Source organism: Kitasatospora sp. NPDC022785 (assembly GCF_055561295.1).
This window is the reverse complement of record NZ_JBVHHB010000021.1, coordinates 19,671-38,333: the sequence shown is the minus strand read 5'-3', so window position 1 is coordinate 38,333 and position 18,663 is coordinate 19,671. Positions and strand designations below refer to the sequence as shown.

Below are 18,663 nucleotides of genomic sequence, written 5' to 3'. Positions count from 1 at the left end.
CCTCGTCCGTACGACATACGGCAGTCACGGCAGTCACGGCAGCGACATACGGCAGTCACGGCAGTCATGGCAGTTCGGAGTGCAGCTGTGTCCGAGAACAACCCCGTCATGCCCAACATCCCGGTGATGGTGCCGTGGCTCGGCGAGGAGGAGGCCGAGGCCGCCGCCGAGGCCGTCCGCTCCGGCTGGGTGGCCCAGGGCCCCCGGGTCGCCGCGTTCGAGCGCGCCTTCGCCGGGCACCTCGGCGCCCCGCACGCCGTCGCCGTCTCCTCCTGCACCACCGCCCTGCACCTGGCGCTGATCGGTGCCGGCATCGGGCCCGGGGACGAGGTCGTCGTCCCCTCGCTCTCGTTCGTGGCCACCGCCAACGCCGTCACCTACGTCGGAGCCGTTCCGGTCTTCGCCGACGTCGACCCGGTCACCGGCAACCTCACCGCGGCCACCGTCGAACCGCTGCTCACCGAGCGGACCAGGGCCGTCATCGCCGTCGACCAGGGCGGCGTCCCGGTCGACCTGGACGCGATCCGGGCCGCCGTCGAGCCCCGCGGGATCACCGTGGTCGAGGACGCCGCCTGCGGGGCCGGCTCGGTCCTCCGCGGCCGCCCGGCCGGCAGCACCGCCACGATCGCCGCCTACTCCTTCCACCCGCGCAAGCTCCTCACCACGGGCGAGGGCGGCATGGTCACCTGCCAGGACGGCGAACTCGCCGCCCGGCTGCGGCGGCTGCGCGAGCACGGGATGAGCGTCTCGGCCGCCGACCGGCACGCCGCGGCCGGCGGCGCGAGCCTGCTGGAGACCTACGACGAGATCGGCTTCAACTACCGGATGACCGACATCCAGGCCGCCATCGGCCTGGTGCAGCTGCGCAAGCTGCCGGCCATGGTCGCCCGGCGGCGCGAACTCGCCGCGCGGTACCGGGAGCTGCTCGCCGGCACCGGCGCCCGGCTGGTCGCCGACCCGGCGCACGGCACCACCAACTACCAGTCCTGCTGGGTGCTGCCGCCCGACGGCGCCCCCGACCGGGCCGAGCTGCTCGCCCGGCTCGCCGGAGCCGGCGTCTCCGCCCGGCGCGGCATCATGGCCGCCCACCTGGAGGCCCCGTACAAGGGGACCGCCCGGGTGCCGCTGCCCGCCACCGAGCTGCTCACCCGCCGCTCGCTGATCCTGCCGCTCCACCACGCGCTCACCGAGGAGCAGCAGGACCGGGTGGCCGCCGCGCTGCGCGCCGCGCTCGGCTGACCTGCCCGCGTGCCCGTCCCGCCCAGACCCGCCGAGACGCCCCAGGGGGAGACCAGGATGACCACCGACCAGCCGCCCGTCCCGCTCGTCGACCTGAAGGCCGCGCACGCCGAGGTCGAGGCCGAGGTCCGGGCAGGGTTCGACCGGGTGCTCGCCACCGGCGGCTACATCAGGGGCCCCGAGGCGGACGGCTTCGAGGCGGAGTACGCCGCCTTCTCCGGCACCCGGCACTGCGTCGGCGCCGCCAACGGCACCGACGCCCTCGAACTGGCCCTGCGCGCCCTCGACCTGCCCCCCGGCGGCGGTGTGGTGCTGCCCGCCAACACCTTCGTCGCCACCGCCGAGGCCGTGGTCAGGGCCGGACTGCGCCCGGTCCTGGTCGACGCCGACCCCGAGCACCTGCTGATCGACCCGGTGCGGGTCGCCGACGCACTGCCGGGCGCGGTGGCGCTGCTGCCCGTCCACCTCAACGGGCAGCTCGCCCCGATGGTGCCGCTGCTTGAGCTGGCCGGCGACCGGCCCGTGGTGGAGGACGCCGCGCAGTCCCAGGGCGCCCGGCAGGACGGCCGCGCCCTCCACGGCCGGATCTCGGCCACCAGCTTCTACCCCGGCAAGAACCTCGGCGCGTACGGCGACGCGGGCGCCGTCGTCACCGACGACGACGGCCTGGCCGCCGCCGTCCGGCTGATCGGCGACCACGGCTCCGGCCGCAAGTACGAGCACGAGCGGTTCGGCTTCAACTCCCGGCTGGACGCCCTCCAGGCCGTCGTCCTGCGGGCCAAGCTGCGCCGGCTGCCCGCCTGGAACGAGGCCCGCCGGGCCGCCGCCGCCCGCTACCACCGGCTGCTGGCCGGGCTCGACGGCGTCACCCTGCCGCGGACGGCTCCCGGCAACGAGCACGTCTGGCACCTGTACGCCGTACGGATCGGCCCCGGCCGGGACCGGGACGCCGTGCTGAACGCCTTGAAGGCGGCCGGCATCGGCGCGGGCATCCACTACCCCGTGCCGGTCCACCTCCAGCCCGCGTTCCGTCACCTCGGCCACGGGGAGGGCGCGTTCCCGGTCGCCGAGCGGGCCGCCCGGGAACTGCTCACGCTGCCGCTCTACCCCCAGATCACCGAGGGCCAGCAGGAGCGCGTGGCCGAGGCGCTGGCGAAGGCACTCTCGGACTAGTCCTGTCCGGCTGGTCCTGTCCGGGGACGCGCCGGCGATTCGCGCCCGGCGGGAGTTGCCGGACACGCCCCGAGGGCCGATCCCGCTCCGTCCCCCGGGCGGGGGTCCGGGGCCAGGGCCGACCCCCTACGCTGGTAGCCAGCAAGCGCACCGAAGTATTTGCAGCAGCCAGTGGGGGCTCCCAGATGACGACAGGTCGGCCCGGCGTCACCGCCGCACCGAACGCGGCGTACGCAGGTCAGGTGGTGCAGTTCCCGGACCCGGTCCGTGCGGAGCGGCACCCGGCCGGGATCCGGGTGGACGAGTACGGGTTCCCGGACTTCGGCCCCTACGCCGCTGCCGCGGCCGAGGTCGCCGACCCGCCGGAGGGCTTCGGCGTCGACGAGCTGCGCCTGACCGACTACGTCTCGGCCAACGCCGCGCAGTTCACCCAGGGCCACCCGCTCTGGGCCGACCTGGAGACCGCCGTCGCCACCCCGCCCGGCTGGACCTGGCACCACGCGGTCGGCCGGGCCGCGCCCGGCTGGCGCCGGATGGAGCTGGTCCCGGTCGAGGTCAAGGCGCTGCTGCGGCACCACGGCGGCCTGGCCACCTCCAGCGCCGACCACGGCCGCCGCGGCACCCGCCCGCTGCAGGAGCGCCGGCCGGTGCACTTCTCGCTCGCCAAGGACGGCACCGACCCGATCGGCGTCCCCGAGGACCTCGTGCAGCGCGCCGAGGAGCGCCTCGGCTACCGGCTGCCCGGCGCCTACCGGACCTTCCTCAAGCTCGGCGGCGGCCGCGCCCCCGTCGGCGTGGCGCTCGACCCCGAGCTCGGGCTGCTGCTCGACCAGCCGTTCCTGACCCTGAGTGAGGAGTACGGCACCGAGGACGTCGTCTACGCCAACAAGTGCCTGCGCGACCACCTCACCAAGGACTACCTGGGCATCGCCTACGCCCAGGGCGGCATCGTGGCGCTCAAGGTGCGCGGTGACCGGATCGGCTCGGTCTGGTTCTGCCTCTACGACGACGCCCGCGACACGGGTGCGCCCGAGGCGCCCGAGGACCGCGTCGCCCGGCTCCTGCTGCCCTGCGGCGAGGACTTCGACGCGTTCCTGCTCCGGCTGGCCGGCAGCCCGCCGGAGCTGGAGACGGTGGCGGAACTGATGGTGGACGGCGGGTTCGCCCGCGCCGTGCCGGTGGGCTGACGTGGCCCCGGTGGCGGTGGTCAAGGGTGTCCGGCCTGCTGGGACGAAGCGGCAGGCCGGGGCGAAGCAGCAAGCGGGGATGAAGGGGACAGGGGTGAACCGGGCGTGGTGACGTACGCGCAGGCGCAGGAGCTCGCCGACGAGTGGATCAACGGCGGGGTGCCGCGTTCGCAGCAGCGCGAGGTACGGGTCCGGGAGTTCGACCTGGGCTTCGTCTGCTGGGCGGTCCAGCCCGCCGACGGCCCGGGTGAGACGGGCGGTGCCGGCGAGGGTTCCGGGCCGGACGCGGCCGGTGGCGCGGGCGGCTCGGCAGGTTCGGGCGGCTCGGCAGGCGAGGCGCGGCTGGTGATCGCCCGGGACTCCGGCGCCAGCACGCTCTGGCCCGCGCTGCCCGTCAACGAGGTGGTCCGGCAGTACGAGGAGGTCTACGGACGGCCGGTGGCGGCCAACCCGGCCGGGGCGGCGCGGCCCGCGCCCGGCCCGGTCGAGGCGACGTCCTTCCTGCTCAGCCCGCCGCAGTGGCTCCAGGAGGCGGGCGCCGCGGCGATCGCGGCCGAGGCCGAGCGGCTGGGAGCGCCGGCGCCTGCTCAGGCTGCTGCGGCTCCCGCCCCGGCTCCCGTGGCTGCCGCTGCTCCGGTGCCGGCTGCAGCGCCGGAGCCCGAGCCCGCGCCCGTTCCGGCGCCGGCTCCGGCGCCCGCCGTGCTGACCACGCCGCCGATCTCCGAGCGGCCCGCCGGGGACGCGCCGACCATGCTCGCGCCGCCGCCCGGCCACGACGAGCCGGCGTTCCCCGCCCCGCAGCCCGCGCCCGTCGAACCCGTCGCGCCGGCCGTGCCCGCGCCGTCGGCCGGCTCCGCGGGTGTCGAGGCGGCGACCGTGCTGCTGCCCGACGGGCTGCGGACCAACGGCGCGGGCCTGCCCGGCGAGCCCCGGCCCGGCGCCGAGGCGGCCACCGAACTGCTGCCCGTGAGCGACTACGGCATGCCCCCGGCCCCGCCCGCGGGCCCGTCCGCCGCGCCCGCGCCCACCCTGCTGGCGCCGCCGGACGGTCTGCCGGGGCTGGCCGGTCTTCCGGGTGCCCCCGGCCCCGGTGCGCCGACGCCCGGCCCCGGTGCCCCCGTCGAGTACGCGGCGACCATGCTGGCCTCGCCGGACGGTCTGCCGGGGCTGGCCGGCCTTCCGGGTGCCCCCGGCCCCGGTGCGCCCGCCGCCCCGCCCGCCGCCGACGCGCCGCAGGGCGGGCTCGGCCGCAACCCGGGCGGCGCCCCGCCGCCGCCCCCGCCGGCAGCGCTGCGCGGCGGCGCGTCCGGCCAGCCCGGCGCCCCCGTCTCGCTCGGCCGCAACTCGGGCTCGGCCCCGCCGCCGCCCCCGCCGGGTGAGCTGCGCCAGACGCCCGGCTCCGGCACCCCCGTGGCGAGCCCGGGCGGCCGCAACGCGGCCGGTGCCCCGCCGCCCCCGCCCCCGGGGGGCCTGCGCGGAGCGGACGCCCCGGCCGGGCCGCCCGCGGCGCCGGCCGTCGGCGCCACGCCCGGCGCCGGGGTGGCGTACGAGCGCACCCAGCTGGCCGGCGCGATCGACCCGGCGCTGCTCGGCGCCGGCCCGGCAGCGCCCGTCGACCCGGGGACCCCGCCGTCCGGCGGCCCGGCCGTCCCGCCGCCGCCCGGCGGCCCGGGCCCCGGCGCGCCCGTGGCCGGCTACGGCTACCCCGGCGCGGCCTCGCCCGCCGCCCCGGCACCGGCGCCCGCCCCGGCGGCCGTCCCGCCGGCGCCCGTCCCCGGCCCGCCGCAGGGCTCCCCGGTGCCGCCCGGCGTGCCCGCCGTCGGCCCGGGCTACTTCGCCGCGCTCAGCTACCGGGGCCCGGACGGCTCCGAGCAGAAGCTGCTGCACCGCAGCGAGCCCGGCACCCCGCACCCGGAGTGGAAGATCCTTCAGGACCTGCGGCGGCTGAACGTCCCGCCGGAGCAGGTGCTGGAGCTCTACACCGAGCTGGAGTCCTGCGACCTCCCGGGCGGCTACTGCAACCGCATGATCGCCGCCTCCTGGCCGAACGTCCGGCTCACCCACACCGCCGACTACGGCCGCGACCACCACTCCCGGCAGGCCGGCATGGCCCAGTTGCTCGACCACCTGGACGAGCTGCACCAGCTGGCCTCCGGCGCCCAGCGGGTCCGCCCGTTCCGGGTGCCGCTGCCCGCGCCGGGGACGGTGCCGCCGCTGCCGCCGATCGCACCGCAGGAGCTCGCCCAGGAGCTCGGCCAGGCCTTCGGCCCGAACGTGTTCCGCTTCGAGCAGCGCGCCGTCTCCCGCCAGGGCGTCCCCGAGCCGGTGGCGCAGACCCTGATGTGGGCGGGCCTGCCGCGCGAGTTCGGCCCGTTCTTCTGGGCCCAGGCCCAGGAGGGCCGCCCGATCCCGACGCTCGCCGAGCTGGCCGCCGAGCGCGGCCTGGCCGGCGGCCCGGACTTCGGCGGCTACCTGGTGCTCGGCAACGACTACGGCCGTCAGCTCTGTGTGCAGTACGGCACAGCGCACGTGGTCGCGGTGGACATCGACGGAACCGGAGAGCCGCCTCGGTTCGTCAACAGCGGTGTACCGGAGTTCGTCCGCGCCCTGGCCCTGCTGGGCCGGATGTGGCGGCTGCGGTACGGGCTGACGCCGGACCAGGCCGGTCGCTGGACGACCGACTTCCAGGCTCAGCTCGCCGCGATCGACCCGGCGGCCCTGCAGTCGGCGGACACCTGGTGGGCCGTCCTGCTGGAGCAGTTCTGGGACGGCCTGTTGTAGCAGGTCGCTCCGGATCCGCGCAGGTGGAGGGGGTCGTTCCGGTGTCCGGAACGACCCCTTCGGCATGCCGCTGCGGCTCTGCCTCGTTGGGGTTTCGCCCTGATCTGCGCAAAATAGGTCAAGAGGATGGGTCTACTCGTCCGGTCCTCAACACGTTCCGATCAGTACCGCGTCGATAGTGAGACCCGGTCCTCGATCGGGTTCCCGATCCGTCCGATCCGTCCGATCATGGGCTCCGCAGCCCGCGACCCGAGGGGAAGAGCCCATGAGCGACGCCGTCCCCCAGTACGGCTTCACCGCTGCCCGGCGTGGTTACGCGCCCGAGCAGGTCGACCGAGCGCTGGCCGCTCTCACCGTCCAGCGCGACGAGGCGTGGGAACGGTTGAGTGTGCTCGGCGCCGGAATCCGGGAGATGGAGCGCCGCCTGGCCGACATCCAACAGGCCGCCGCCGACGCCCCGGAACCCGACTACCAGGTCCTCAGCGAGCAGGCCGCCGGCCTGGCCCGGATGGCCGAGAACGAGGCCCGCGCCGTCCGGGAGGCCGCCGAGCGGTTCGCCGAGGACCTGCGCGACGAGGTGTACGAGGCCGGCCAGGCCCTCGGCCAGGCCGCCAAGGAGTACGCCGCCACCACCCGCTCCGAGTCCGACCAGGCCGCCCGCCGCACCGACGAGCGGACCAGGGCCGAGGCCGAGACGATCCGGGCCGAGACCGACCGCGAGATCCGGACGCTGCGGGACTCCGCCACCGCCCACGCCGCCAAGGTGCGGGTCGCGGCCGCCGAGGCCTCCGAGCAGGCCGAGGCCAAGCTGGCCGAGCTGCGCCGCAAGGCCGACGAGACGTTCGCCGCGGCCGAGGCCAGGGCCGACGCCGAGGACGCGGAGGTCTCGGCGACCGCCGAGCGCCGGCTCAAGGAGGCCGAGCAGCACCGGGAGACCGTGCTCGGGCAGATCAAGCAGTCGGACGCCGAGGCGCAGGCCCGGGCGGACCAGCTGGTCGAGCAGGCCCGCCGCGAGGCCGAGCAGATCAACGCGGCGAGCGAGCGCGAGCAGCGCGAGTTCGCGGTCCGGCACGAGACGGTGCAGCAGCACCTGGACCACATCAAGGCCACCCTCGCCTCGCTCACCGGCGCGGCGGTGGGCGCGATCGAGCCCGCCGAGGAGGCTGCGGCAGCGCAGGCCCCGGCAGTGCAGGCCCCGGCTGTTCAGGGCGCGGCTGTTCAGGGTGTGGCCGTGACGGACGCTGCGGATTCGTCCGAGGCGTTCGAGGTGTCCGGGGTGTCCGGGGCGGGCGCGCCGGCGGTGGATTCGGAGGCGGACACCGGGGAGATCGCGGTGGCCGACCTGCGCAAGGACGTCGCCGTGGGCGCCGGCCGGCCGGCAGAGGCGGCCACCACGGTGCCGTCGGTCACCCCGGGCCGGGTCACGCCGGGGCCGGTGGCGCCAGCGCCCCTGGCGGCGTCCCAGCCCGCCGTTCCGGCCGCCTCTCCCGCCGCTTCTCCGGCCGTCGCTCCGGCCGGGGCGCCGCCGCGGCCGTCCTCGCCGCCGAACGGGTCGTCCGCCTCCGGCAGTGCCCTCTCCGGTGCCCCGGAGGGGCCGGGGAGGCCGGAGGAGGAGACCCGGATCATCCCGAAGATCGTGATCGTCGACGATGGCGGCGAGTACGCCACGCCGAACACGGTCGGCTACAACCGGCGCTGACGGCGGCGTCCGCGGCCTGGCGGCTGAGGCCCGAGGCCTGGCGCCCGACCGGCGGCCGGCGGCGGTCACGAGCCGTCGCCTGCCAGCAGCTGCGCGAGTTTCGCGTCCTGGGCCCTGACCGCATCCTTCTGGGCGGTCAGGGCCTCTGCGTTGCGGTCGATCTGCTGCTGCTGGTAGCCGGCCAGGACGGCGAACCAGATCCCGGCCAGGTTGGTCCGGCCCGTGCAGTCCGCGTCGGCACGGGCCGTCGCGAGTTCGGTGGGGGTGGCCTCCGGGGCGGCCCGGAAGCGGTCCGGCAGCACCGCCGGATCGTCGGTCCGGAAGCCGGCGGTGGCCATGCAGGCCGACCACTCCTTGGTCGCCGCGGCCACCCGGGTGTCGCGGCCGGTCGCCGCGATCGACTCGTCGAAGAGACGGCCGACCAGCTCCGTCCCCGGCCCGGACGGCGAGCCGATCCGCTCCGCCGCCTGCCGGTCGCAGTCCACCCGGGCGCTGTCGTACGCCTCGCCGGACCCGGCCGCCGGTCCGGCCGGCCGGGGGAGGGACCGCTTCGGCGGGTGGAAGCCCTGGACGCCCGCGACCGCCGTCCCGAGGTACCCCCAGGCACCGGCCGGCAGGGCGGTCGCGTTGTCGGGGGCCTGCGCGGCCTGGAGCCCGTCGCCGTCGAACGCCGCGTACCCCGCCTTGCGCATACAGGAGACGATCAGCGCATTCCTCGCCTGAATCTCTTTCACGGCCACCTGGTCATTGGCCTGATAAGCGGAGAGCGGAAGTCCGGTCATTCCGGCGCGCCCTGATTCCGGAGGTTTCGGTGCGCTGATCTCCGGCGGGGTCGGCGGGGATTCCGCCGGACCGCTGCCGGATGAACTGGTACAGCCCGCGGAAAAGGCCGATAAAGCGGCCGCCAGGGTGACGGCGGCGAATCGTCCGAAATGTGGTGGACGTGCCAACCTTCTGCTCCGATCCTCAAGCGCTGCAAGCTTGTTCGGACCCTAGCGCATTCCCTTTCGGCCCGTTCCGGGGACTGCTCGCGGGGCTCGGCTTGGCCGGAAATCAACTGTTCGGCGGCGGGGTCCCATGTAAATCTCTGGAGTCGCAACCGCCGTCGATGGAGGGGTTTCATGATTCACCGCACAAATCCCGCAAATCCTCGCAAGGAACGTCGCACCGGAAAAGGCCGGGCCCGCCGGGCCGGCGCGCTCGCCGTCCTCACCGCCGCCGCGGCCGCACTGCTGCCGGTCGCCGGTGCGCACGCGGTGAACCGGGTCGATTGCGGTGACCGCAACGATTACGCGAAGGTCTACAACTACGGCTACAGCGGGCAGCTCTGCTTTGCGAACGACGGCTGGATGGCGGTCCGCATCTACAACGTCGACCGGATCGACGCGGGCAACAACCGGGTCGTCACCTATCTCGGGGGCGGCATGGGCTCCTGGACCGTCTTCAACTGGGAGCAGTACGACTTCAACGGCCACCAGGGCCACCAGGTGATGATGTACGACATCAACCTGTCCCGCTGGTAGCCGGATCACGTCCCTTGTGCGGTGCCGGGCGGGTGCGGACGCCCGGCACCGCGTTCTGCCGTCCGGGGCGGGAGCGCGGTCAGAGCACCTCGACCGACGCGCCGGAGAGCCGGCGGCGGCAGTCCAGCACGTACCGGGCGTGCGCGGTCACCGCGTCGTAGTCGAACTCGTCGTGGTCGGCGAGCAGCACCACCGCGTCCGCCGCCGCCAGCTCCTCCGGCGTCGCCTCGACCCGGCGGACGGCGGCGAACGGGTCGCCGTGGCGGTCCTGCTCGGCCGCCCGCTGCCCGGGGATGACCGGCTCCGGGACGTGCACCCCGACCACCACGTGCGGGTCGGCCGCGCGGACCTCGGCGCCCATCCGGCCCAGCAGCTCGGCGATCCGGGCCGCCGGGGTCTCCCGGGCGTCGCCGGTGTTCTTCTTGTACGCCAGCCCGAGCAGCAGCACCCGGGAGCCCTTCACCGAGCGCTGCCGCTCGTTCAGCGCCTCGCCGAGCCGGCGCACCACGTAGTCGGGCATGTGGCTGTTGACGTCGTTGGCCAGCTCGACGAAGCGGAACGACTGGCCGAGCGCCCGCTCCACCCGCCAGGACAGGTAGGACGGGTCGATCGGCAGGCAGTGCCCGCCGACACCGGGCCCCGGGGTGAAGCGGAGGTAGCCGAACGGCTTGGTGGAGGCGGCGTCGATCGCCTCCCAGACGTCGATGCCGAGGTCGTGGGCGAACATCGCCAGCTCGTTGACCAGCGCGATGTTCACGTGCCGGAAGGTGTTCTCCAGCAGCTTGGTCAGCTCGGCCTCCTTGCAGGAGGAGACCGGCACCGTCCGCTCCACCAGCTGTCCGTAGAAGCCGTCGACCGCCGCCAGCGCCGCCGGGTCGATGCCGGAGACCACCTTCGGGGTGTTCTCCAGCCGCCAGGTCGGGTTGCCCGGGTCGATCCGCTCGGGGCTGTAGCCGAGGTGGAAGTCCCGGCCCGCGGTCAGCCCGGACCCCTCCTCCAGCAGCGGCGCGAGCAGCTCCTCGGTGGTGCCCGGGTAGGTGGTGGACTCCAGGACGACGGTCGCCCCCGGCCGCAGGTGCTGGGAGAGCAGCGCGGCCGAGGCCTCGATGTACGACAGGTCGGGCACGCCGTCGCGCAGCGGGGTCGGCACGGTGATCACCGCGATGTCGAAGCCCGCCACGTCGGCCGGCTCGGCCGACGGCAGGTACGTTCCGTTCTCCAGCAGCGGCCGCAGCCGCTCGGCCGGGATGTCCTCGACGTAGGACTCGCCGACCGCCAGCCGTTTGATCCGGCGCTCGTCCACGTCGTAGCCGACCACCCGGTGCCCCACCTCGGCCGCCCGGACCGCCAGCGGCAGCCCCACGTACCCCTGGCCTGCGATGACAACGCGCATGACGAAGAACCCCCTCCATCGCGACGCCCCCTGGCCCCTCCGGGCGTCTCCACACGGTCTTCACCACAGGGTAGGGAGGGCGGACCGGCCCGGGTGAGCGTTCGCGCAAATGCAGGGTGCGGATGTGCGCGGCGCCGTGAACGGGCGCGAAGGAGGCTGCGAACGGGGCCGTGAGGGGAAGCTGTGAGGGGAGGCCGCGAGGGGAGGCTGCGCGCGGGGGCGGGTCGGGACGCCGCTGAACGGGCGCCGCTGACGAAAGGGGCCGAGACCCGTGGCGCCCTCCAGGAAAGGGCGCCACGGTTCCCGGCGCTTGGGCGGGCGCCCCCACCCAGGGTCGCCCGGCCTCGCACCCCCGACCCCCATCGGGTGTGCGACTGTGCCCCTCCGCAGCCATCCCCCACGGTTGGGTGCGGCGGGCACATTCACCATGGTGCGCGATCTCCATGGACGGGCAGTGACAGGAGTATGTCCAGTTCGTGGCAGATCGCGGAGGCGCAGTCGCAGTCGGCGCCCGGTGCTTCGTCCTCGTCCCGGTGCGGCCGCGGCCGTCCGCGCGGGCGTGCCCCGGCCGTGCGCCACGTGCGTGTCGGTGCTGCGGCGTAGTCTGGAGACCCCCGGCCGCTCGGCGTGCCGGGCCGTTCGCGTTGCCCCGGCGGGCCTCTGCCGCCCCGGGCAGCACCAGCCACGGGACGAAGAAGAGACTCCAGATGAGCCTGACCGGACTGCTCGATGTCGTCGCGCGGGACGCGGCGCTCGCCGAGGCGATCGAGGCCGCGACCGCCACCGGTGCCGCGGCGGGCGGCCGCCACCACCTGGACCTGGTCGGTCCCCCCGCCGCCAGGCCGTTCGCCATCGCCGCGCTGGCCCGCGCGATGGCCGGGCAGGCGGCGGGGGAGCGCGGCCGCCCGGTGCTGGCCGTCACGGCGACCGGCCGGGAGGCCGAGGACCTCGCCGCCTCGCTCCGTTCGCTGCTTCCGCCGGACGCGGTCGCCGAGTATCCGGCCTGGGAGACGCTGCCGCACGAGCGGCTCTCGCCGCGCTCGGACACGGTCGGCCGCCGGCTGGCCGTGCTGCGCCGGATCGTGCACCCGCGGGCGGACGACCCGGCGGCCGGCCCGGTGCAGGTGATCGTGGCCCCCGTCCGCTCGGTGCTGCAGCCGCAGGTGAAGGGGCTGGCCGAGCTGGAGCCGGTGGCCGTCCGGCGGGGCGAGTCGCACGATCTGCAGGAGATCGCCCGGCGGCTCTCCGCGGCCGCCTACGCCCGGGTCGAACTGGTCGAGAAGCGAGGCGAGTTCGCCGTTCGCGGCGGCATCCTGGACGTCTTCCCACCGACCGAGGAGCACCCGCTCCGGGTGGAGTTCTGGGGCGACGACGTCGAGGAGATCCGGTACTTCAAGGTCGCCGACCAGCGCTCGCTGGAGATCGCCGAGCACGGCCTCTGGGCGCCGCCCTGTCGTGAGCTGCTGCTGACCGACGAGGTGCGGGCGCGGGCCGCCGAACTCGCCGTCGAGCACCCGGGGCTGGCGGAGATCCTCGACAAGATCGCCGAGGGCATCGCCGTCGAGGGCATGGAGTCGCTGGCGCCCGTCCTGGTGGACGACATGGAGCTGCTGCTCGACGTGCTGCCGCTCGGCTCGGTCACCGTGGTCTGCGACCCCGAGCGGGTCCGCACCCGGGCCGCCGACCTGGTGGCGACCAGCCAGGAGTTCCTGCACGCCTCCTGGGTGGCGGCCGCGGCCGGCGGCGACCGGCCGATCGACCTGGAGGCGATCGACGTCTCCGCCGCCTCGCTGCGATCGCTCGCCGAGGTGCGCGAGCACGCGGCCGAGATCGGCCTTCCCTGGTGGTCGGTCAGCCCGTTCGCGACCAGCGACGCCTCGGTCGGCACGGTCCTGGAGTTCGACGTCAACACCCTGACGCTGGGCATGCACGCGGTCGAGGCGTACCGGGGGGACACCGCCCGCGCGATCGCCGACGCCAAGGAGCGGCTGGCCGCCGACTGGCGGGTCGTCATGGTGACGGAGGGCCACGGCCCGGCCTCCCGGCTGGCCGAGGTGCTCGGCAACGAGGGCATCCCGGCCCGGCTGGTCGCCGACCTCGGCGAGGCGCCGACCCGGGACGTCGTCTACGTGTCCTGCGGTTCGATCGAGCACGGCTTCGTCGACGAGGCGCTCAAGCTGACCGTCATCACCGAGACCGACCTCTCCGGCCAGAAGTCCTCCACCAAGGACATGCGGCGGATGCCGTCCCGGCGCCGCAACGCGATCGACCCGCTGGCGCTGGTGGCGGGCGACTACGTCGTCCACGAGGCGCACGGCGTCGGCCGCTACGTCGAGATGGTGCAGCGCACGGTCCAGGGCGCCACCCGCGAGTACCTGGTGCTGGAGTACGCGCCGGCCAAGCGGGGCCACCCCGGCGACCGGCTCTTCGTGCCGACCGACCAGCTGGACCAGGTCACCAAGTACGTCGGCGGCGAGGCCCCCACGCTGCACCGCCTCGGCGGCGCGGACTGGGCGAAGACCAAGCAGCGGGCGAAGAAGGCGGTCAAGGAGATCGCCGCCGACCTGATCAAGCTGTACTCCGCCCGGATGGCCGCCCCCGGCCACACCTTCGGCCCGGACACCCCGTGGCAGCGCGAGCTGGAGGACGCCTTCCCCTACGCGGAGACGCCCGACCAGCTGACGACCATCGCCGAGGTCAAGTCCGACATGGAGAAGTCCGTCCCGATGGACCGGCTGATCTGCGGCGACGTCGGCTACGGCAAGACCGAGATCGCCGTCAGGGCGGCCTTCAAGGCGGTGCAGGACGGCAAGCAGGTGGCGGTGCTGGTGCCGACCACGCTGCTGGTGCAGCAGCACTTCTCGACGTTCGCCGAGCGGTACGCCAACTTCCCGGTGACGGTGAAGGCGCTGTCGCGCTTCCAGACCGACAGCGAGGCGAAGGCCGTCCTGGAGGGGCTGTTCGAGGGCTCGGTGGACGTCGTCATCGGCACCCACCGGCTCTTCTCCTCCGAGACCAGGTTCAAGGACCTCGGGCTGGTCATCGTGGACGAGGAGCAGCGGTTCGGCGTCGAGCACAAGGAGCAGCTGAAGAAGCTGCGGGCCAACGTGGACGTGCTGACCATGTCCGCCACCCCGATCCCGCGCACCCTGGAGATGGCGGTCACCGGCATCCGCGAGATGTCCACCATCACCACCCCGCCGGAGGAGCGGCACCCGGTGCTGACCTTCGTCGGCCCGTACGACGAGAAGCAGATCTCGGCCGCCATCCGGCGTGAACTCCTGCGCGAGGGCCAGGTGTTCTACATCCACAACCGGGTCGAGTCGATCGACAAGGCGGCGGCCCGGCTGAAGGACCTCGTCCCCGAGGCACGGGTCGCCACCGCCCACGGACAGATGGGGGAGACGGCGCTGGAGAAGGTCGTCGTCGACTTCTGGGAGAAGGAGTTCGACGTCCTGGTCTCCACCACGATCGTGGAGTCGGGCATCGACATCTCCAACGCCAACACCCTGATCGTCGAGCGCGGCGACACCTTCGGCCTCTCCCAGCTGCACCAGCTGCGAGGCCGGGTCGGCCGTGGCCGCGAGCGCGGGTACGCGTACATGCTGTACCCGCCGGAGAAGCCGCTGACCGAGACGGCGCACGAGCGGCTGGCCACCATCGCCCAGCACACCGAGATGGGCGCCGGTATGTACGTGGCGATGAAGGACCTGGAGATCCGCGGCGCCGGCAACCTGCTCGGCGGTGAGCAGTCCGGGCACATCGCGGGCGTCGGCTTCGACCTCTACATGCGGATGGTCGGCGAGGCGGTGGCCGAGTTCCGGGAGTCGCTGGCGGGTGGCGGCGGAGAGCCGGAGGAGGAGCCGCTGGAGGTCAAGATCGAGCTGCCGGTCGACGCCCACGTGCCGCACGACTACGCCCCGGGCGAGCGGCTGCGGCTCCAGGCGTACCGCTCGATCGCGGCGGTCAACTCCGAGGACGACATCAAGCAGGTCCGCGACGAACTGGTGGACCGGTACGGCAAGCTGCCCGAGCCGGTGGAGAACCTGCTGCTGGTGGCGGCGCTGCGGCTGTACGCGCGGCGCTGCGGGATCGCGGACATCACGTTGCAGGGCGCCAACGTCCGGTTCGGGCCGGTCGAGTTGCGGGAGTCGCAGCAGCTGCGGCTGAACCGGCTCTACCCGCGCAGCCAGGTGAAGGCGGCCGCCCAGCAGTTGCTGGTGCCCCGGCCGTCCACCGGCCGGATCGGCGGCAAGCCGCTGGTCGGGCGTGAACTGCTGGGGTGGTGCCGGGAGTTCCTGTCGGCGATGTTCGACGACCTGGCGGGGGCGAAGAAGTAGCGGTGGGGAGGTTCACCGGCCGCTTCGGCGGGTGAGCCCGCCCGCTTCGGCGGGCCTTGCGGCGGTCTCGGGCCATGGTGCCTGAGGCCGCCGTCGCGCGTTCGGGGAGGGCGGCTCCTGGTCAGCCGAGCTTCCACTGGCCGGTCTGCGGGGCGAAGCCGCTGTCGAGGCCGAACTGGGCCTTGTCGAGCTTGACGTCCTTCGGCACCTCGAAGGTGACGAAGCCGAGGGCGCTCTCCCCGGGGGCGATGTTGGCGGGGACCTGGAAGCTCGGGCCCGCCTTGGTGTCGGCGACCGTCGAGCCGAAGGCCTGGCCCTGGGCGTCCAGCAGCTTGGCGCCGTTGCCGGGAACGTCGCTGTAGGCCTTCTTGCCGCTCGCCTTGATCCGGAACTGGACCGAGACGAAGCGCTTGCCGTCGGCCGGGTGGGTGAACTCGTCCTCGCCCTCGGCGTTGTCCACCACCTTCACCAGGGTGACGTCGGCGGTGTCGGCCGGGTCGTTGCCCTTGAGCGCGATGGTGTCGCCCGGCTTGGCCGCGGCCTTGGGGGCGTCGGCTGGCTTGGACTCGGCGGGCTTGGCGGCGTCGCCGGCGCCGGTGGTGGCGGCCGCGGCGGAGGTCTGCTTCGGCTCGGTGGAGACGGTGGACCCGCCGGTGGAGTTGCAGGCCGTCGCGGTGAGGGCGACGAGCGCGGCGCCGAGCAGCAGGGCGGCGTTGCGGCGGGTGGTGCGGGTGGCGCGGGTGGCGCGGGTGGTGACCGACATGGGGTGTCTCCCGGTTCTCGGTGGTGTGGTGTCGGCGCCCTCTGCGGTGCCGACAGAGAGATCACACCATTCACTGTGAACGATGTCAACACGGGTTCGTAGAACCTCTCTGTTCACGTGTGAACTCCGAGGTGGAGGGTGCTGGCTATGCTGTGTGGTCACACCCCGGGCCTCGTGTGCGGGTGTGGTCACACCCCAGACCGCGTGCGCCGAAGGAGCCCCCCATGCCGGACCGTCCTGAGGTGACCGCCGTCGAGATCGCCCGGCTGGCCGGGGTCGGACGAGCCGCCGTCAGCAACTGGCGCCGCCGCCACGCCGACTTCCCCCGCCCGGTCGGCGGCACCGACAGCAGCCCGACCTTCTCGCTCGACGAGGTGGCCGACTGGCTCCGCGACCAGGGCAAGATCGCCGAACTGCCGCTGCTGGAACGCGTCTGGCAGCTGCTGGAAACCCTCCGCGACCCCGCCGGCCACCCCGCGGCGCCGCTCCTCCAGGCCGGCAGCATCCTCCTGCTGCTGCACCGCGAGCCCGGCCGCTGGCCCGCCCTCGCCGCCGAGCCCGACACCCGGCTCGCCACCGCCCTGCCCCGCGCGCTCGTCGACGCCGCCGTCCGGACCTTCGGCGACGGCGCCGCAGACCCGCACCTCCCCGGCCTGTTCGGCTCCACCCAGCTGGACCTCGCCCGCCTGCTCGGCGAACTCGCCTCCGCCGCCGGCGCCCCGGGCGCGTACGAGCAACTGCTCACCCGGTACGCCGAGGCCAACACCCGCCAGCTCAGCCCCACCCCGCCCGAGGCCGCCGAGCTGCTCGCGGCCGTCGCCGGCGTCCCCGCCACGGTGCTCGACCCGGCCGCCGGCCTCGGCGCCCTGCTGCTCGCCCTCCCGCCCACCACCGGCCGCTACGGCCAGGACGCCGACGAGGTCACCGCCGCGCTCGCCCGCCTGCGGCTCGCCCTGCGCACGCCCGCCGCCGACCCCGGTCCGCTCCCGGTCGAGGTCCGCCCCGGCGACGCCCTGCGCGCCGACGGCTACCCCGGCGACACCTTCGAGGCCGTGCTCTGCCAGCCGCCCTACAACGAACGGGACTGGGGCCACGACGAGTTGCAGTTCGACACCCGCTGGCCGGGCGGGCTCGTCCCACCGCGCGGCGAGTCCGAACTCGCCTGGGTGCTGCACTGCCTCGCCCACACCCGTCCCGGCGGCCTCGCCGCGCTGCTGCTGCCGCCGACCGTCGCCACCCGCCGGTCCGGGCGCCGCGTCCGCGCCGAACTGCTGCGCTCCGGCGCCCTGCGGGCCGTGGTCGCCCTGCCGGCCGGCGCCGCCCCGCCGTACGGGGTGCCGCTCCACCTGTGGGTGCTGCGTGCGCCCCGCCCGGGCGACGACTTCCGGCAGGTGCTGATGCTCGACGCGTCGTCGGTGCCGTCCGCCGCTGCGTCGTCCGCCGTTTCGTCGTCGGTCGCCTCGCTGTCCGCCGCTTCGTTGTCCGCCGTTTCGCCGTCGGGCGCGGAGCCGGGGGAGGGCGGGCGCGACAAGGTCCGGTGGGCCGAGCTGCGCCGGACGGTCGTGGACGCCTGGCGGGCCTTCGACCTCGCCGCCCGCGAAGGCCTGCCGCTGCCGCAGGACCGGCCGGGCGTCCACCGGACGATGGCCGCGATCGACCTGCTCGACGACGAGACAGACCTCTCGCCCACCCGGCACGTCCCGCCCGCCTCACCGGTCGGAAGCGCCGCCGAACTCTCCCACCTGAGCGGACGGTTGAGCGAGCTGCTGGGCGCTCTCGCGGACCCGGGCTCGCTGCTGCCGGCGCCGGCCGGAGCCGGGGCGGGCGCGTCCGGCACGGGTGCGTACGGTGCGGGCGCCGCGGTGTTTCAGGTGCCCCAGGTCTCCCCGGTGGTGACGGTGGGGGAGCTGGTGCGCGGCGGGGTGCTGGAGGTGTACTCCTCCGGGGCCGGCGCGCCGGCGCGCCCGGCGGGCGCCGGCCCGTCAGGTACCCCGGTGCTGACGGATCAGGACCTCCTCGCGGGCAGCCCGCCCAGCGCCGTCCTCGATCCGGCGGGCCCGGTCGGTTCGGTCGGGTCGGCCGGTGCCGCCGGTGCCGCCGGGGACGTCCGGATCCGCCCCGGGGACGTCCTCGTCCCCGCCCTCGGCGGCGGCGTCGCCCGGGCCGTGGAGCCGGGCAGCCCGCTCGCGGGCGCCGCGCTCGGCCGCCAACTCCACCTGCTGCGCCCCGACCCGGCCGCGCTCGACCCCGACTTCCTGGCCGGCCACCTGCGCTCCACGGCATCCACCCGCCGGGCCGCCAGCCACGCCTCCACCACCGCCCGCCTCGACATCCGCCGGGTCGAGCTCCCCCGCCTCCCGCTCACCGAACAGCGCGCGCTCGGCGCGGCCTTCGCCCGCCTCGCCACCTTCGACGCCAGCCTCCAGCAGGCCGCCGCCCTCGCCCGCACCCTCACCCAGGCCCTCACCGACGCCCTCGCGACCGGCACCGCCCGGCCACCGGAGCATCCCTGACCTCCCGTCGTCACGGTCAGGGCCGGCCGTCGGCCTCGCCGGTCCGAGGGCC

General features: G+C 75.0%; 11 protein-coding genes. 8 read left to right on the top strand and 3 right to left on the bottom strand.

Features of this window, described 5'->3' with window-relative positions:
- Positions 1 to 87: 87 nt before the first annotated feature.
- The 5 genes from ACZ3YO_RS27905 to ACZ3YO_RS27885 all read left to right on the top strand — a co-directional run bounded on the left by ACZ3YO_RS27905 (position 88) and on the right by ACZ3YO_RS27885 (position 8,079).
- Positions 88 to 1,239 carry a DegT/DnrJ/EryC1/StrS family aminotransferase gene (locus ACZ3YO_RS27905; protein ID WP_465574455.1) on the top strand — a complete coding sequence of 384 codons (1,152 nt, stop codon included), beginning with the start codon at positions 88 to 90 and terminating at the stop codon, positions 1,237 to 1,239.
- Positions 1,240 to 1,296: 57 nt separating this feature from the next.
- The gene (locus tag ACZ3YO_RS27900) at positions 1,297 to 2,412 is read left to right on the top strand and encodes a DegT/DnrJ/EryC1/StrS family aminotransferase (RefSeq protein WP_465574452.1); all 1,116 of its coding nucleotides are present in this window, start codon (positions 1,297 to 1,299) and stop codon (positions 2,410 to 2,412) included.
- Positions 2,413 to 2,597: 185 nt separating this feature from the next.
- Entirely contained in the window at positions 2,598 to 3,599 is a 1,002-nt protein-coding gene (locus tag ACZ3YO_RS27895) for an HNH endonuclease (protein ID WP_465574450.1), read from the top strand.
- Positions 3,600 to 3,704: 105 nt separating this feature from the next.
- Positions 3,705 to 6,380 carry an SUKH-4 family immunity protein gene (locus tag ACZ3YO_RS27890; RefSeq protein ID WP_465574445.1) on the top strand — a complete coding sequence of 892 codons (2,676 nt, stop codon included), beginning with the start codon at positions 3,705 to 3,707 and terminating at the stop codon, positions 6,378 to 6,380.
- A 265-nt stretch (positions 6,381 to 6,645) separates the two neighbouring features.
- A complete protein-coding gene (locus tag ACZ3YO_RS27885) occupies positions 6,646 to 8,079 on the top strand; it encodes a hypothetical protein (RefSeq protein WP_465574439.1) in 1,434 nt (477 codons plus the stop codon).
- A 65-nt stretch (positions 8,080 to 8,144) separates the two neighbouring features.
- Here ACZ3YO_RS27885 and ACZ3YO_RS27880 read toward each other — a convergent pair whose 3' ends face one another.
- Positions 8,145 to 8,813 (bottom strand): hypothetical protein, encoded by a 669-nt coding sequence (locus ACZ3YO_RS27880; RefSeq protein WP_465574436.1) that lies wholly within the window; start codon positions 8,811 to 8,813, stop codon positions 8,145 to 8,147.
- Between the two features lie 387 nt (positions 8,814 to 9,200).
- Here ACZ3YO_RS27880 and ACZ3YO_RS27875 point away from each other — a divergent pair, with 387 nt between their 5' ends.
- The gene (locus tag ACZ3YO_RS27875) at positions 9,201 to 9,602 is read left to right on the top strand and encodes a beta/gamma crystallin domain-containing protein (protein ID WP_465574433.1); all 402 of its coding nucleotides are present in this window, start codon (positions 9,201 to 9,203) and stop codon (positions 9,600 to 9,602) included.
- Between the two features lie 79 nt (positions 9,603 to 9,681).
- Here the strand turns inward: ACZ3YO_RS27875 and ACZ3YO_RS27870 are convergent, their stop codons facing one another.
- A complete protein-coding gene (locus tag ACZ3YO_RS27870) occupies positions 9,682 to 10,995 on the bottom strand; it encodes a nucleotide sugar dehydrogenase (RefSeq protein ID WP_465574430.1) in 1,314 nt (437 codons plus the stop codon).
- A gap of 707 nt (positions 10,996 to 11,702) precedes the next feature.
- Here ACZ3YO_RS27870 and mfd point away from each other — a divergent pair.
- A complete protein-coding gene (mfd, locus tag ACZ3YO_RS27865; RefSeq protein ID WP_465574427.1) occupies positions 11,703 to 15,335 on the top strand; it encodes a transcription-repair coupling factor in 3,633 nt (1,210 codons plus the stop codon).
- Positions 15,336 to 15,456: 121 nt separating this feature from the next.
- Here mfd and ACZ3YO_RS27860 read toward each other — a convergent pair whose 3' ends face one another.
- A complete protein-coding gene (locus ACZ3YO_RS27860) occupies positions 15,457 to 16,098 on the bottom strand; it encodes a DUF4352 domain-containing protein (RefSeq protein WP_465574424.1) in 642 nt (213 codons plus the stop codon).
- Positions 16,099 to 16,322: 224 nt separating this feature from the next.
- Here ACZ3YO_RS27860 and ACZ3YO_RS27855 point away from each other — a divergent pair, with 224 nt between their 5' ends.
- On the top strand, positions 16,323 to 18,611 hold the full coding sequence (locus tag ACZ3YO_RS27855) for an N-6 DNA methylase (RefSeq protein ID WP_465574421.1): 2,289 nt from the start codon (positions 16,323 to 16,325) through the stop codon (positions 18,609 to 18,611).
- Positions 18,612 to 18,663 lie beyond the last annotated feature (52 nt).